This window comes from Polaribacter sp. OB-PA-B3, from assembly GCF_054589375.1.
Genome location: NZ_BAAIIX010000005.1, coordinates 56,611 through 73,559 on the forward strand (window position 1 = coordinate 56,611; position 16,949 = coordinate 73,559).

Annotated in this window: 15 protein-coding genes and 1 pseudogene; 11 read left to right on the top strand and 5 right to left on the bottom strand. The window is 28.4% G+C overall.

Going from position 1 to position 16,949, the window contains the following annotated elements:
- Position 1: 1 nt before the first annotated feature.
- Together uvrB and ACYPV9_RS10325 are read left to right on the top strand one after the other, a co-directional pair.
- Entirely contained in the window at positions 2-1,990 is a 1,989-nt protein-coding gene (gene uvrB / locus ACYPV9_RS10320; RefSeq protein ID WP_459743496.1) for an excinuclease ABC subunit UvrB, read from the top strand.
- A gap of 23 nt (positions 1,991-2,013) precedes the next feature.
- A complete protein-coding gene (locus tag ACYPV9_RS10325) occupies positions 2,014-3,243 on the top strand; it encodes a porin family protein (RefSeq protein WP_459743498.1) in 1,230 nt (409 codons plus the stop codon).
- An 82-nt stretch (positions 3,244-3,325) separates the two neighbouring features.
- Here the strand turns inward: ACYPV9_RS10325 and ACYPV9_RS10330 are convergent, their stop codons facing one another.
- The 4 genes and pseudogenes from ACYPV9_RS10330 to sucC (ACYPV9_RS10345) all read right to left on the bottom strand — a co-directional run bounded on the left by ACYPV9_RS10330 (position 3,326) and on the right by sucC (ACYPV9_RS10345) (position 6,714).
- Positions 3,326-3,790: a hypothetical protein gene (locus ACYPV9_RS10330; RefSeq protein WP_459743500.1), complete on the bottom strand. Its 465-nt coding sequence runs from the start codon at positions 3,788-3,790 to the stop codon at positions 3,326-3,328.
- Positions 3,791-3,901: 111 nt separating this feature from the next.
- Positions 3,902-4,077: pseudogene (sucC, locus tag ACYPV9_RS10335) on the bottom strand (succinate--CoA ligase subunit beta); the annotation flags it as partial.
- Between the two features lie 215 nt (positions 4,078-4,292).
- Positions 4,293-5,198: a hypothetical protein gene (locus tag ACYPV9_RS10340; RefSeq protein WP_299061296.1), complete on the bottom strand. Its 906-nt coding sequence runs from the start codon at positions 5,196-5,198 to the stop codon at positions 4,293-4,295.
- 319 nt (positions 5,199-5,517) lie between these two features.
- Positions 5,518-6,714: an ADP-forming succinate--CoA ligase subunit beta gene (gene sucC / locus ACYPV9_RS10345; protein ID WP_459743502.1), complete on the bottom strand. Its 1,197-nt coding sequence runs from the start codon at positions 6,712-6,714 to the stop codon at positions 5,518-5,520.
- Positions 6,715-6,941: 227 nt separating this feature from the next.
- On the opposite strand from sucC (ACYPV9_RS10345), the gene ACYPV9_RS10350 reads away from it, so the two are divergent.
- From ACYPV9_RS10350 to ACYPV9_RS10390, 9 genes are all read left to right on the top strand, one after another.
- On the top strand, positions 6,942-9,431 hold the full coding sequence (locus ACYPV9_RS10350) for a DUF5916 domain-containing protein (RefSeq protein WP_459743504.1): 2,490 nt from the start codon (positions 6,942-6,944) through the stop codon (positions 9,429-9,431).
- A 98-nt stretch (positions 9,432-9,529) separates the two neighbouring features.
- Positions 9,530-10,189: an ABC transporter ATP-binding protein gene (locus ACYPV9_RS10355; protein WP_459743506.1), complete on the top strand. Its 660-nt coding sequence runs from the start codon at positions 9,530-9,532 to the stop codon at positions 10,187-10,189.
- A gap of 48 nt (positions 10,190-10,237) precedes the next feature.
- Positions 10,238-10,783, top strand: coding sequence for a CPBP family intramembrane glutamic endopeptidase (locus tag ACYPV9_RS10360; RefSeq protein WP_459743508.1), 546 nt, complete (start codon positions 10,238-10,240; stop codon positions 10,781-10,783).
- 1 nt (position 10,784) lies between these two features.
- Positions 10,785-11,549, top strand: coding sequence for a TIGR02757 family protein (locus tag ACYPV9_RS10365; RefSeq protein ID WP_459743510.1), 765 nt, complete (start codon positions 10,785-10,787; stop codon positions 11,547-11,549).
- Positions 11,550-11,627: 78 nt separating this feature from the next.
- On the top strand, positions 11,628-13,565 hold the full coding sequence (locus ACYPV9_RS10370; protein ID WP_459743512.1) for a BatA domain-containing protein: 1,938 nt from the start codon (positions 11,628-11,630) through the stop codon (positions 13,563-13,565).
- Entirely contained in the window at positions 13,562-14,821 is a 1,260-nt protein-coding gene (locus tag ACYPV9_RS10375) for a dihydroorotase (RefSeq protein ID WP_459743514.1), read from the top strand. Before ACYPV9_RS10370 ends, ACYPV9_RS10375 begins: the two co-directional genes overlap by 4 nt.
- Positions 14,821-15,147, top strand: coding sequence for a hypothetical protein (locus tag ACYPV9_RS10380; RefSeq protein WP_299061319.1), 327 nt, complete (start codon positions 14,821-14,823; stop codon positions 15,145-15,147). The genes ACYPV9_RS10375 and ACYPV9_RS10380 overlap by 1 nt, the downstream gene beginning before the upstream one ends.
- 13 nt (positions 15,148-15,160) lie before the next feature.
- Entirely contained in the window at positions 15,161-15,802 is a 642-nt protein-coding gene (locus ACYPV9_RS10385; RefSeq protein ID WP_459743517.1) for an alpha/beta hydrolase, read from the top strand.
- A gap of 20 nt (positions 15,803-15,822) precedes the next feature.
- On the top strand, positions 15,823-16,206 hold the full coding sequence (locus ACYPV9_RS10390; RefSeq protein ID WP_459743519.1) for a VOC family protein: 384 nt from the start codon (positions 15,823-15,825) through the stop codon (positions 16,204-16,206).
- On the opposite strand, the gene ACYPV9_RS10395 is transcribed toward ACYPV9_RS10390, so the two are convergent.
- Positions 16,203-16,862, bottom strand: a complete 660-nt coding sequence (locus tag ACYPV9_RS10395) for a class I SAM-dependent methyltransferase (protein WP_459743521.1) — start codon at positions 16,860-16,862, stop codon at positions 16,203-16,205. The genes ACYPV9_RS10390 and ACYPV9_RS10395 overlap by 4 nt on opposite strands.
- Between the last annotated feature and the right edge of the window lie 87 nt (positions 16,863-16,949).

The window sequence follows — 16,949 nt, forward strand, 5'->3', positions numbered from 1 at the left end:
CATGGATTTTAAATTAGTTTCAAACTTTTCTCCTACCGGAGATCAACCACAAGCAATAAAAGAATTATCAGAAAGTGTTAATGCTGGCGAGAAATTTCAAACGCTATTAGGTGTAACAGGTTCTGGTAAAACGTTTACAGTAGCAAATGTTGTAAAAGAAGTTAAAAAACCAACATTGGTTTTGGCTCATAACAAAACTTTAGCGGCACAATTATATTCTGAGTTTAAACAATTTTTTCCTGATAATGCTGTAGAATATTTTGTTTCTTATTATGATTATTATCAACCTGAAGCATATATTCCTGTAACCGGTACTTATATAGAAAAAGATTTATCTATAAATGAAGATATTGAGCGGTTAAGATTAAGCACCACTTCTTCCCTACTTTCTGGTAGAAGAGATGTCTTAGTTGTTGCTTCTGTATCTTGTTTATACGGTATTGGTAATCCTACGGAATTTAAGAAAAATGTAATTCCTATTCAGGTAGGTCAACAAATTTCTAGAACAAAATTTTTACATCAATTAGTACAAAGTTTATATTCTAGAACAGAACACGAAATTAAAAGCGGTACATTTAAAGTTAAAGGAGACGTTGTAACCATTTATCCTTCTTACGGTGATAATGGATATAGAATTCATTTTTTTGGTGATGAGATTGAGGAAATTGAACTTTTCGATTTAGAAAGTAATTCTGTTATAAACTCTTTTGAAGAATTAAGTATTTATCCTGCAAACTTATTTGTTACTTCTCCGGATGTTTTACAAAATGCCATTCATCAGATTCAAGAAGATATGATGAAACAGGTAGATTTTTTTAATGAAATTGGTAAGCACTTAGAAGCAAAACGCATAAAAGAAAGAACAGAATTCGATTTAGAAATGATTCGAGAATTAGGCTATTGTTCTGGTATCGAAAATTACTCGAGATACTTAGATGGTAGAGAACCAGGTACAAGACCCTTCTGCCTTCTAGACTATTTTCCGAATGATTATTTAATGGTGATTGATGAAAGCCATGTTACTGTTCCACAAACACATGCAATGTATGGCGGCGATAGAAGTAGAAAAGAAAATTTAGTCGAATACGGATTTCGATTGCCTGCCGCAATGGACAATAGACCTTTAAAATTTGAAGAATTTGAGGCGATTCAAAATCAAACAATTTTTGTCTCTGCAACACCTGCAGATTATGAACTTCAAAAAACAGAAGGAGTTTTTGTTGAACAAATTATAAGACCAACCGGATTATTAGATCCACCAATAGAAGTAAGACCAAGTTTAAATCAAATAGATGATTTAATCGAAGAAATTCAATTAAGGGTTGAAAAAGACGAACGAACACTTGTTACAACTCTAACTAAAAGAATGGCAGAAGAATTAACAAAATATCTTACCAGAGTTAGCATTAGGTGTAGATACATACATTCTGATGTAGACACACTCGAGCGTGTTGAAATTATGCAAGACTTACGTAAAGGTTTATTTGATGTTCTTATTGGCGTTAATTTACTAAGAGAAGGATTAGATTTACCAGAAGTTTCTTTAGTTGCTATTCTAGATGCAGATAAAGAAGGATTTTTAAGGAATGTAAAATCTTTAACACAAACCGTTGGTAGAGCTGCAAGAAATGTAAATGGATTAGCGATAATGTATGCGGATAAGATTACTAAAAGTATGCAAAAAACTATTGATGAAACTAATAGAAGAAGAGAAAAACAAATAGCTTATAACACTAAAAACAATATTACTCCTACTCAAATAAACAAAAAAATAGACGATACTTTATCTAAATCTGCAGTTTCAAGTTATCATTATGACAATGCAAAACAAGTTGCAGCAGAGCAAGACTTACAGTATTTACCTAAAGAGGAAATAGAAAAAAGAATTCGAGATAAAAGAAAAGAAATGGAAGCTGCCGCCAAAAATTTAGATTTTATTGTTGCTGCAAAATTACGTGATGAAATAAAAGCATTAAAAGAAAGTAAATAATTATGTTTACTAAAAAAATAAAAATGAAAGGAAAAATTTTAATTGTATTATTATCAATCATCAGTTTTAGTTCTTTTTCTCAGATAACTTTCGAGAAAGGGTATTACATCAATAATGATAACCAAAGAATTAATGGTTTAATAAAAAATATAGACTGGAGAGACAATCCTACGGAAATAATTTTCAAAAACTCCGAAAATAGTGACGCTCAAAATTTATCAATTTATTCAATTAAAGAATTTAGCGTAAATAACATTTCTAAATATGTTAGAAGTACCGTAGATATTGATAAATCTAGTGAAAATATTGAAAACTTAAGTAAGAATAAAAGAGCTATTCTAGAAAAGGAAACACTATTTTTAAAAGTATTAGTAGAAGGCGAAACTACTTTATACCAATATCTAAATAAAAGTTTAAAAAGATATTTTTATAGTAAGAATAATTCAAAAATTGAACTACTAATTTATAAAACCTATAAAGTTGGTAGTAAACTAGCTGAAAACAACAGATTTAAACAACAAATTTGGAATAATCTAAAGTGTTCAAATTTTAAAATGAGTAAAATTGAAAAGTTAGATTATGAACAAAAAGAATTAATAGATTATTTTATTGAATATAATAATTGCAACAATGATAGATCAGTAATTAATTATAACGAAAAAGTTAAAAGAGATTTATTTAATTTAAATATCAGACCGAGAGTAAATTATTCTTCTTTAGTTACAAGAATTTCATCAAATAATTCAAATAATGAAGTAGATTTGGGAAGTAAACTTGGATTTGGGTTTGGAGTTGAAGTAGAATTTATTCTACCATTTAATAAAAATAAATGGGCAATAGCAATTGAGCCAACTTATCAAAGTTTTGAAAGTGAAGTATCAAATGGTTCTAATAGTGTTTCTGGTGGCAAAATAATAACAAATGTAGATTATAGTTCTGTTGAATTGCCAGTTAGTTTAAGGCATTATTTTTTCTTAAACGAAAATTCTAAGATTTACGTTAACGCTTCAATAATTTTTGATAATAGTTCTAAATCAACTATCGAATCAAAAAGACAAGATAATTCTACAATTAATACACCTCTTGAAATAAAAAGCAATTTAAATTATGGATTAGGTTTTGGTTATAAATTTAAAGATAAGTATATCATGGAATTAAGATATCAATCTAGCAGAGATTTACTATCTAACTACACTGCAAGAAGTTCAGAATACAAAACATTTTCTTTTATTGTAGGCTATTCACTATTTTAATAAATAAAATAACTAATTATAAAACTAAGCAATATTAATTATTGTTTAGTTTTATAAAAAATGAAATAACTTTTACTTATTTTTATTCAACACTTCTTCTTAACCTTAAAATACTATCAATTAATTTCCCAGCTTTTCTTTTGTAAATAGAATCGTCTTTTTGAGTGAATTTATTTTTTGCAACACTATTAACTCTTGCATTATTTAAATACTTCAATTGCTTTTGAAGCTTAGCAACAATTTGCTCTACATTTAAAGTTATTTCAGATTCTTCACCCAGCTTTTTTAAACTATTGTTAAGCTTACTCAATTGCAAATTATATTTTTTCTCTTGAGAATTAGACCATTTTTTTAATTCTTTTAGCTTGACTCTTCTTTTACTTAAAGCATCAATTTTAGCTTTAATTTTTTTAATTAGAACTGTATTATCCTGAAAAGATTCTATAGAAGCATTATTTATCAAATATAAATCATTGGCTTGCAATGTTGCTGTTTTCACAAAAAACAGCATCAAAATAATAACAAATAATCTTATTTTAAATACCATAGTTTAAAAATACAATTTAAAATATGAAATAAAAAAACGTTTCTATTTTATTAATACGTTTTAACTTAAAATATTTTTTTAAAAGAATTAAGCTTATAAAACTTCTTGAACCTAATCAGCTGCTTCTTTAAATTTTGTAGCAAAAATAATTTCCATACCAGATTTGTCAATTAATTCTTTTGCTTCTTTAGCATTTGTACCTTGTAATCCACAAATAATTGCACAATAATTTTATCTCCCATATTTTTGTAAGCATCAACAACAACCTTTGCTACTCTGTCAAAACGTTAGATACTCAATATAGTTTCTGCTCTTACAGCTTATAAGATAACCCCTTAATTTCAAATCAATAAAACTTCAAACTCTAAAAATATATTGAAAAACAATTTTATTTATTTAAATGATTAAGATATAAAACAAAAAAACTACTCAAGCGAGTAGTTTTTATTGAAGAAGTAATTTTAATTATATTTTAAACAAAATATAATTAAAGATTTTTTTACTATCTATTTTTAGGTTTGTTAGTCCATAAATTATTTTTCCATCTAATATCAGCATATCCTCCTTTACATCTATATGCTCCCATTCTTATTTTTGTATCTACTGGATTTGAAGGATGACCATTTACAGTTTGTCTAGATATTTTATGAGAATTAGAAGAACCATTAATATTATAATCTATATAATGATTATTGTTAGAAGTAAACCTAGAAGTGACGTTGAAACTAAATTCACTATCTCGATAAACACTAGTAATATATATTAATCTTCTCCCATTAGGTCCAGAGCCTCCTCTTTTCCTAATAAGCTCAGCATAAATATGATACATTCCAGGATAACCACTTGAATCAAGCCAAACTGCACCACCATTATTAATCGACCCTCTGTTATACCTCGCTGGTTTAGCAATAAATAACATGATGGCTGGATCAGGTGATCCACCACCACCTGTGTGTTTTCCTTTTACTTGTGCAATATAAGTTCCATTTTCATCTCTCATATCAGAAGGAGCATAAGGAGAGCTCGACATATTCTTAATACCTGAATTAAGGATTTTTACTGTACCACTAACAGTTAAAGACGCTCCGTTAGAATAACCTATAGTTCCTGTAGTTCGCTCTATCCTAGTTTGTAAACTTCCATTTCTATTTCCACTATTTAATTGATAAACTCCAAAGTTACCAGATTGACCATAATCATAGGAACAACTTCTATCATCAACAAATTTACTTATACCAGCATTTTTATCTGAGTAGACATTCGGTATAACAAAATTTAAATCATTAGTTTGACAATCTCTACCTTGACGAGCTTGAAAGTCTACTTCATTAACTTCTTCTAATTTTAAATTTTCTTCATCTAAGAAGATGTTTTCATTCTCTTGCTCACAAGAAGTAAATACTCCCAATGATAATGCTAAAGCTAGTACTTTAACTTTAATGTTAGAATTTTTCATATTATATTAATTTGGTTAGTTAAAAGATGAAAATAATCTACATTTAGATTCCAACTATCCTGCACTAACATGAAATATATTTTTTTTATGATCTTTAGAAGTTAAAAAAACACATAAGTAATTACTTGACAATGCTTTAAATAACTTTTATTAATTTAATCATTATAATAAAATTATTAAAGTAATCTTATTTATGAATTTTATAATTTACTCGAAAAAAAAACGTCTCAATAAAATTGAGACGTTTTAACTAAATATATTTTATTAAGAATTAAGCTTCTAAAACTTCTTGAACCTTATCAGCTGCTTCTTGAAATTCTGTTGCAGAAATAATTTCCATACCAGAATTATCAATTAATTCTTTTGCTTCTTTAGCATTTGTACCTTGTAATCTACAAATAATTGGCACAGTAATTTTATCTCCCATATTTTTGTAAGCATCAACAACACCTTGTGCTACTCTGTCACAACGAACAATACCACCAAAAATATTTACCAAAATAGCTTTTACGTTGTCATCTTTTAAAATGATACCAAATGCAGTTTCTACTCTTGCAGCATCTGCAGTACCACCAACATCTAAAAAGTTTGCCGGTTCACCACCAGACTCTTTAATTAAGTCCATAGTTCCCATTGCTAAACCAGCTCCGTTTACCATACAACCAACGTTTCCGTCTAAATCTACATAGTTTAAACCAGCAGCTTTCGCCTCTACTTCAATAGGGTTTTCTTCTCTTAAATCACGCATTGCTGCATAATCTTTATGTCTATATAATGCATTTTCATCTAAAGATACTTTAGCATCAACTGCCATAATTTTAGAATCCGATGTTTTTAATACAGGATTGATTTCAAACATAGAAGAATCTGATTTGATGTAAGCTGTATATAAAGCAGTAACAAATTTTGTCATTTCTTTAAATGCAACACCAGATAAACCTAAATTAAAAGCAACTTTACGCGCTTGAAAAGGCATTAAACCTAATAAAGGATCTATTTCTTCTGTAAAAATTAAGTGCGGAGTTTCTTCTGCAACAGTTTCTATATCCATTCCACCTTCTGTAGAATACATAATCATGTTTTTACCTGTTGCTCTGTTTAATAAAACAGACATGTAATATTCATCTGGCTCTTCATCACCTGGATAATATACGTCTTCTGCAACCAAAACTTGGTTAACTAACTTCCCTTCTGCAGAAGTTTGAGGCGTAATTAACATCATTCCTAAAATATCATCAGAAATACTTTTAACCTCGTCTAAGTTTTTTGCCAACTTAACACCTCCACCTTTACCACGACCACCTGCGTGAACTTGAGCTTTAATTACGTGCCAACCTGTACCTGTTTCTTCAGTTAGTTTTTTTGCAGCTGCAACTGCTTCTGCTGGAGTATTTGCAACAATTCCTCTTTGAATTCTAACTCCAAAACTATTTAATATTTCTTTACCTTGATATTCGTGTAAGTTCATTTTGTGAATGTTTTTAACAGAAACAAAAATACAAATTCATTGGTTATAACTGCAACCTTTTAAATAAAAAATATCTATATATTTCTTTAAGATTATTTTAACACATCTTATTTGTAACACTTCTAAAAAAGTAAAGTCTTTACTATAATTAACACAATTTTATGAAACGAGTCTCTAAAGGTTAGATACTTTCACTTTGTATTTAAACGTAAATCAACCAAAATCAAATGTTTAAAAGAATTTTATTAGTTAAATTAGCTTTATTTTGTGTCTTAATTACACAAGCTCAAAACAACAAAAACAGAAAGACAGTTACTACACAAAGAGTTTCAAAAGCTCCAAAAATTGACGGATTATTAGAAGATGAAGCATGGCAAGACGCAGAAATTTTATCTGATTTTGTGATTTTTAGACCGGACAATGGTAAATTAGTTTCTTCTGAATACCAAACATTTGTAAAAGTTGTTTATGATGATGAAGCTGTTTATATATCTGCAAATTTACTAGATCCAGATCCAAAGAGTATACCACAAGAGTTTGCCGTTAGAGATAATTTTAGTCAAGCAGATTTTTTCTTAGTTACAATTAATCCTAATGATGATGGTCAAAATCCATTTGAATTTATAGTTCAAGTCACCGGTAATCAAGGAGATGCAAAAGTATCTAACGGTAATGAAGACTTTAATTGGAGTGCCGTTTGGGAAAGTGCTACAAAAATAACAGATAAAGGCTGGAATGTAGAAATTAAGCTTCCCTATAGAGCAATACGATTTGCAAACAGACCTGTACAATCTTGGGGATTTAATTTTCATAGAAGATTAGAAAAATTAAACGAACAACATACTTGGACGCATATTGATAATTCTGTTGGAAGATGGACTCAATATGATGGTTTAATAGAAGGTTTTAAAAATATAACTCCCCCAACTAGATTAAATTTGTATCCATACGCTTCTGCAACCTCTGTTAGTTTTGATGGTGAAACAGAGTATGACTACAGTGTTGGTATGGACCTAAAATATGGTTTAACAGATAATTTTACTTTAGACGCTACTTTAATTCCAGACTTTAGTCAGGTAGGTTTTGATAATGTTGAATTAAATTTGGGTCCATTCGAACAACAATTTACAGAACAAAGACAATTTTTTACAGAAGGTACAGAACTTTTTAATAAAGGAAACTTATTTTATTCTAGAAGAGTTGGCGGTAGACCAATAGATCAATTTAATATAGCATCAAACTTAATAGAGCAAGAAAATTTTGATACAAACGGCAAACGCGTTAACGAGAAAATAATTGATTATCCTGGTAAAGTTACCATGTTAAACGCTATTAAAATTTCTGGAAGAACTAAAAGCGGTCTTGGTATTGGCTTTTTTAATGCAATAACAGAAACTACAGAAGCAACAATTAGAACAACAACAGAACAGATGTCTGGCGGAACAACTACAAGCACCGTTACCACTAGAAAAGAAACTATAAATCCATTTTCTAACTACAACATTATGGTATTAGATCAACAGTTTAACCAAAACTCTACTGTTACTTTAATCAATACAAATGTAACTAGAGATGGTAGATTTAGAGATGCCAATGTAACAGCTTTAGATTGGCACATAGAAACTAAAGACAGCAAATACAATGCAGATGGTTCTTTTAAAATGAGTAATATTTCTGATGACATCAACAATCCAAACACAGGTTATACTTTTGATAATAGCTTTGGTTATAACTCTGGGCATTGGAACTGGGAAATAGGTTATAATTTTGAGAACAAAGATTTTAATCCGAATGACTTAGGAATTTTATTTTCTAATGACCAACAAGCAATTTACGGAAGTGCAGGTTGGAGAACTTTACAACCAACTAAGAAATTTAACAATTACAGCTTTAACTTTTACAATCAAGTTAATTTTCAGCATTTTTCTGGTGCTTATACTGGCTACGAAGCTGGTTTTAACGCAAGTGCACAAACTAAAAAACGTTTTACTTTTGGTGGTAATTTAAACTATGGTTCTAAAAATAGAGATTACTTTGAACCAAGACAGGGTACAACTAGCGGAGTTTACTTTCTAAGACCAGAAAGAATGAATGTAAATGGTTGGATTTCTACAAACTCTCAAAAAAAATTAGAACTTAATGCCAACGGATATTTCACAAATTTCACCAATCACCCGCAGCAATCTTACGGTGTAAGCATTAGTCCGCGTTATAGATTTACAAATCAATTTTCACTACAATATAGATTAAACTACAATAAAACCAAAAACGATCAAGGTTATGTAGATCAAGTTAATAATGATGTTGTTTTTGGTCAAAGAGATAGAAAAAGTTATACAAATACCATTTCCGGTAAATATAGTTTTAGTACAAATTCTTCTTTATCTTTAAGCTTTAGACATTATTGGAGTGATGTTGCATACAACAGTTTTTATAATTTAAATAGTGATGGAAGTTTAGTTGTTAATAATAATTATACTACAAACGATTTAAATTTTAACAGTTGGAACTTAGATTTAAACTACTTCTGGCAATTTGCACCAGGAAGTCAATTGATAGTATTTTACAGAAATTCTATCTTTGATTCGAATAACAATTCTGGCTTAAAATTCTTCAAAAACTTAGATAATTTATTCGATCAACCACAACAACACACATTATCTGTAAGGTTTGTATATTTTATCGACTACAATCGTATAAAAAATATTTTTAGCTAATTAGTTACAATATTATTTAAGATTTGAATTTGAAATCAGAAACGCCCGTAAGTGTTTCTGATTTCTTTTTTATACATTCGTTTTAAATTTGAAGAAATATGATAGTTGGAAAAAATATTCATAAATATTATGATGATGTTGAAGTTTTAAAAGGAGTAAATTTACATGTAAAAAAAGGAGAAATTGTGGCAATTGTTGGTCCTTCTGGTGCTGGTAAAACCACTCTACTTCAAATTTTAGGTACTTTAGACAAACCTCTAAAAGAGCAAGATTTCGAATTATCAATAAATGATATTTCTTTAAAAAACCTATCAGATAAAGAACTTTCATCATTTAGAAACAATCATATTGGTTTCATTTTTCAATTTCATCAACTTTTACCAGAGTTTACAGCACTAGAAAATGTGTGTATTCCTGCGTTTATAGGAAATAAGTCTAAAAAAGAAACAGAAACCAAAGCTTTAGAAATTTTATCTTTTTTAGGTTTAGACCATCGAGTAAACCATAAACCTAGCGAACTTTCTGGTGGAGAACAGCAAAGAGTTGCAGTTGCAAGAGCTTTAATTAATAATCCTTCAGTAATTTTAGCTGATGAACCAAGTGGAAATCTAGACAGTGAATCTGCCAAAAATTTGCACGAGTTATTCTTTAAATTAAGAGATGAATTTGGTCAAACTTTTGTTTTGATAACGCATAACGAAGATTTAGCAGAAATGGCAGACAGAAAATTAACCATGAAAGACGGTAAGATCATTTAATTTTGTAACATATAACTTTATAGAAACACTAATGTAGTAAACCATAATATGAAAGAAACTTTTTTAAACTTAATCGACTACATTAAAAACCCTATTAATCTTGAAGACACAAATACAGACACAAAATATCGATTTAAAATATTTTTACATTTATTAGTAATAAGTATTGCTACAGGATTAGTAATATCACCAATTTTTGTAATTTTAGATGAAATAGGTTTTGTAAACATGGACAATCATAAGATTGACGAGATGTTTAAAAACTTAAGCTTATTTCAAATATTATTAACTGGCGGAATTGTAGCTCCTGTAATAGAAGAATTAATATTTAGAGCACCAATAACAACTTTTAAAAAACCTACATCTTTTAAAATTGCTTTTTACGTTTTTGCAGTTTTATTCGGCTTGGTTCATATCTCTAATTTCGAAATCACAACAAATGTTTTAATCGCAGCCCCTTTATTAGTTTTACCACAAATCATATTAGGTACATATTTTGGTTATATAAGAGTTAAATTTGGCTTAATTTGGTCTATGTTATTACACGGTAGCTACAATAGTATATTAATGGTTATAGGATTTGTATTCGAATAATATGAACAAAAAAGAACTGAAAGAGTTTTTAGACGAAAAGGTTATATTATATAACAATCCTAATTTTATTGAAACAGACCCAATACAGATACCTCACTTATTTAGTAAAAAGGAAGATATTGAAATTGCAGGTTTTTTAACAGCAATTATATCTTGGGGAAATAGAACCATGATTATTCGTAATGCGAATAAAATGATGGAAATGCTAGATAATGCGCCTCATGATTTTATTTTAAACCATACAAATAACGATTTAAAAGGTTTAGAAAGTTTTGTGCACAGAACTTTTAATCATATTGATTTAACACAATTTATAAAGTCTTTACAAAACATTTATATAAATCATGATGGCTTAGAAAACGTCTTAAAAATTAATGATCATTCGAATACATACCAAAATTCAATTCATCATTTTAAGCAAGTTTTTTTCGAAATTGAACACCAAAATAGAACTTTAAAACACATTTCAGATCCATTAAAAAACTCTGCAGCAAAACGTATAAATATGTTTTTAAGATGGATGGTTAGAAACGATAAAACCGGAGTAGATTTCGGACTTTGGAAAACCCATAAACCTGCCAATTTATCTTGCCCTTTAGATGTACATTCTGGCAATGTTGCAAGAAAATTAAAACTTCTTTTAAGAAAACAAAACGATTGGAAAGCGGTAGCAGAATTAGACAAAAATTTAAGAAAACTAGACAAATTAGATCCTGTAAAATACGATTTTGCATTGTTTGGTTTAGGTGTTTTCGAAAAGTTTTAATTAGTAATTAACAAGAGTTTTTTAATCGTAATTTTTGTAATAAATTTATATTTTTAAAAATGAATATTTACTGTATAGATGCAATTTAAAAACCCTGAAATTTTATATTTTTTAGCACTACTAATTATCCCCATAATTGTACATCTTTTTCAGTTACAAAAATTCGTTAAAATATCATTTTCAAATGTTGCTTTTCTTCAAAAAATTCAGCAACAAACACGCAAAAGTTCACGCATAAAAAAATGGCTTATATTAGCTACTAGACTGCTATTATTTAGCGCGATAGTTATTGCTTTTTCGCAACCATATTTTAGTAATAAAAATATTGACAAAAAACAGCATAATTTTATCTACTTAGACAATTCTTTAAGTACAAATACTAAAGGAGAAAAAGGCGATTTACTAAAAATTGCAGCACAAGAAATTATTGAAAGTTCTGACAATAAAAGTTCTTACAGTTTATTAACCAACACTAATTTTTATGAAAACATTAGTAGTAACGAATTAAAAAATGTACTTTTAAAAGTAGAAAAAACATCAAAAATCACAGATATAAAGAACGTTTTATTAAAATTAAATCTAAACAATAAAAATAAAACAAACACTTTAAATAAAAACATTTTAATTTCTGATTTTCAGAATACTTACAAAAATGAGTTTACAAATGTAACACAAGAAATATCGTTAATTCAACTACAATCTAGCAAAAAAAATAATATTTCTATAGACAGTGTTTTTATCAATAATAAGAATAGTGAAAACTTTACAGTAAATGTTGTTATCAATAATTCTGGTGTCACTCAAAACAATATACCAATTGCAATTTTTAACAAAGAAATTCTAATAAGTAAGCAAACCTTCCCTATTCTAGAAAACACAAAAAAAACAATTTCTTTCACAGTAAAAAATTCTTTAATTTTTTCTGGAAAAATAACCATCACTTTTAACGATACTTTTAGTTTTGACAACACCTATTATTTCTCACTAAATAACCCGCAAAAAACCAATATTCTTTCTATTGGAAATAGCGCTAACTTCTTGCATAAAATTTATACTAAAAATGAATTTAATTTTTCAGAAAAATCATTACAAAATGTAAATTATAATGAGCTAAAAAATCAGCAATTAATTGTCTTAAACGAGTTAAAAGAAATACCAGAAATTCTAAAAAATAGTTTAGAAGATTTTCTAAAAAACGGAGGAAACCTTGTCATCATTCCAAATAAAAATACTGACACCTCTTCTTATAATCTATTTCTAAAAAGCTTAAAAATTGGCGAGATTAGAAATGTAAAAAAAGACACATTAAAAATAACATCGATTAATTTTAAACACCCAATATTCGAAAATGTTTTTTCAAAAAATATTTCTAATTTTCAATATCCATCAGTAAACAACCACCACCCTATTTCTGGAAATATTTCTTCGATAATTTCATTCGAAAACAACAGTCCGTTTATAGCTAAATTTGTTAATAAAAACATTTATTTTGTTGCTAGCTCCCTTGATAAAAATAGTAGTAACTTCACAAATTCTCCGTTGGTTGTCCCAATATTTTACAACATTGCAAAATTTAGTTTTTCATATCCAGAATTAGCATATATTTTAGATAAAGAAAATAAAATTGAAGTTCAGACGAAAGCAGGTAAAGATGAAATTTTATCAATTTCAAACGACAAATCTTCTTTTATACCTTTACAGCGAGCTTATCAAAATAAAGTGATCATCAACACTACAGAACAACCACAAGAAGCTGGTTTTTATCAAATAAAAAAACAAGATTCTATAATTAAAGAACTTGCTTTTAATTATCCTAAAGAAGAAAGTTCTTTACAATTTTTAAATCTTAATGATTTAAAAGAATTAAAAAACATCAATACTTCTAAATCTATTAAAGATGTTTTTACAGAAATTAATAAAAATAACGAAGTTCAATGGCTTTGGAAATGGTTTTTAGCCTTGGCAATTGTATCTTTGTTATTAGAAATTTTTATTCTAAAATTTTATAAACCATGATTACGCTTATAAAATCGGCAACGATTATTGATGCTTCGAGTTCTTTTCATAATCAAAAAAAGGATGTTTTAATCGAAAACGGAGTTATCAAAGAAATAGAAGACACTATTAATTCTAAAGACGATTACACTATTGTAAATGAGGATAATTTGCATATTTCTTGCGGATGGTTTGACACAAGTGTTTCTTTTGGAGAACCTGGATTCGAAGAAAGAGAAACCATAGAAAATGGTTTAAAAGTTGCGGCAAAAAGTGGTTTTACTGCAGTTGCAGTTAACGCCAATTCAAATCCTGTCATAGATACTAAATCTTCCGTAGAGTTTTTAATTAATAAAGCAAAAGGTTCTGCAACTAAATTATATCCTATTGCTGCTTTAACTGCTAAGAGTAAAGGTATTGAAATGGCAGAATTATATGACATGCAACAATCTGGTGCAATTGCGTTTGGTGATTACAAAAAACCGATAGCTAATGATAATCTAATGAAAGTGGCATTATTATATGCTCAAAATTTTGATGGTATGGTTTTAAGTTTTCCTAAAAACATAGCCATTGCAGGAGAAGGTATTGCAAACGAAGGTATAAACAGTACTAAATTAGGGTTGAAAGGAATTCCGGCATTAGCAGAAGAGTTACAAATTGCAAGAGATTTATTTTTATTGGAATATACTGGCGGTAAACTTCATATTCCTACAATTTCAACAGCAAAATCGTTGCAATTAATAAAAGAAGCAAAAAAGAAAGGCCTGCAGGTTACTTGTAGTGTCTCCGCGCATCATTTAGTACTTTCTGATGACGAATTACATGGTTTTGATAGTAACTTTAAAACGAATCCGCCGTTAAGAACCAAACAAGACTGCAAAGCTTTACAAAAAGGAATAAAAACCGGAATTATAGATACTATAACCTCCGACCACAATCCTATTGATATCGAACATAAAAAAGTAGAATTTAGTGAAGCTAAAGATGGCACAATTGGTTTAGAAAGTTTATTTGGTGCTTTAAATTTAGTTTTAAACATCACAGACTTTATTGAAAACATCACTTCGAAACCAAGAAAAATTTTCGGAATTAAACCAACTTCTATTGCTATAGGAGAAACGGCAGACCTCTCATTTTTTAATCCAGAAGAGAAAAATATATTTACTAAAGATTTAATTTTATCAACCTCTAAAAACAGTGCTTTTTTAAATAAAAATTTAACGGGAAAAGTATACGGAGTCTTTTCTAACAACCAACTAATTTTAAACAAATAATGGAAAATTATACAGTAAAAGAAGGAAAAACAATGGCTATTGTTAGCCATTTATGGATAATAGGATTATTAATTGCTTTCTTTGTAAACAACAACAATAAAAACTTTTTTACAAGTTTTTACATTAGACAAAGTTTAGGTTTAAACTTAATTCAGGCTTTTAATGGATGGATTGTATATGAATTTGTTGGCGCTACTGCTGGCGCAATACTTGGTTTTATCCTTTTTATTTTTTGGGTGATTTCTCTAATTGGCGCTATTAAAGGAGAAGAAAAACTTGTACCTTTTATTGGTGATAAGTTTCAAGAATGGTTTCAAAATATTTAAAAAAGTTGACCAAATGAGTAATTTACACTACGTTGTTAGAGAACCAAAAACTAACATAAAAAATCCTTCTCTTTTAATTTTACTGCACGGTTACGGAAGTAACGAACAAGATTTATTTTCTTTTGCCAACGAGTTACCAGATAATTTACTAATTGTTAGTGCGCAAGCACCTTTATCTATGGGATTTGGTGGTTACGCTTGGTATTCTATTAATTTTGATGATAAAAATGGTAAATTTTCTGATTTAAAAGAAGCTAAAGAATCAATAGACAAAATTGCTGTTTTTATCGATGAAATTAAATTAAAATACAACACTAATCCGCAGAAAACATTTTTATTAGGTTTTAGTCAAGGTGCTATTTTAAGTTACTCTTTAAGTTTCTTTTTCCCTAATAAAGTACAACACGTTATTGCTTTAAGCGGATATATAAATACAGAGTTATTGCCAGAAACAATTTCTTCTGAAATTAAAACGGACTACTATTGCTCTCATGGTTCTGTAGACCAAGTTTTACCAGTAGAATGGGCTAGAAAATCGAAACCCTTTTTAGATAATTTAGGTTTTAACAATGTTTATTCTGAATACAACGTAGGTCATGGTGTTGCTCCTCAAAACTTTTTTAGTTTTAAAAAATGGATTGAAGATCGCTTGTAATTTATCTAACTAAAAATTTTATGCACACTTTTATTTTTAATCACATTGCGATTTCGGTACAAAATGTTACTACATCTATAGAATTTTATCAAAAAGTTCTAAGTTTAAAAGAAATTAAAAACACTGCATCTAACTCTAAAACGAGATGGCTTTCTTTAAATGAAGGTAAACAATTACATATAATTCCAAGACCAAATTTAGAGGTAAAAACAAACAAAGCAGTTCATTTTGCTTTGTCTACAGCACAATTTGGTTCTTTTATTTCACATTTAAATGATTTAAATATTGAATATTCTGATTGGAAAGACACACCTACAAAAGATTATTTAAGAAAAGACGGCATAAAACAAATTTATTTTCAAGATCCTGATGGTTATTGGATCGAAATAAATAATGATGTTTAAAATAGTTGATATAAAGTTGTAACTAACACACCTTTATTATCATTTAAATTTACGGAAACTAATTGCTTTTCTGATTTTACCTCTAAATTAAACGGTGGTGCTAATAAATTTATTCCACTCTTCTTTTTCAACCGAATTCCTTGACCAGAAATAATATCTATATTAGGTTCAAAATCTTCTACTGGCAAATGCTCCGTTAAAATTATATATTTATATCTGTATAACTTTTTAACTACAGCTTCTACCTCCTTATTAGATAAATGCTGTAGAACTTGCCTAATAAATACACAATCTGCTTTTGGCAAATCATCCTTGGCGATATCCAAAGATAAAAAACTTAAATTTTTGAATTTAAATTTTTCTTTATTATAATTAATTAAATTGTCTACTATATCTACGGCAATATATTCAGACGTAAAATCTACAAGATGTTTACCTATATTAAAATCTCCGCAACCTAAATCGCACACAGAAACAGGTAATTTAAATGATTTTAGAAAAAAACGAACATTATCAACATAAGGTTTTACAATATATTTTAAATGAGAACCTTCACCAGAATAAAACAAATCCTCCCCTTTCCCCCAAAGGTTCTTGTCATAAACCTGAGCCATAGCTGCTTTTGTTGGCCATGGTTGTTTATATTTTTTATTCATTTTAAATTATAATAAGTATTTGAAATTAATTCTAATTGCATATTTATACTATTTAAAAATACTATTAAAGTAAAATGATAAAAATAT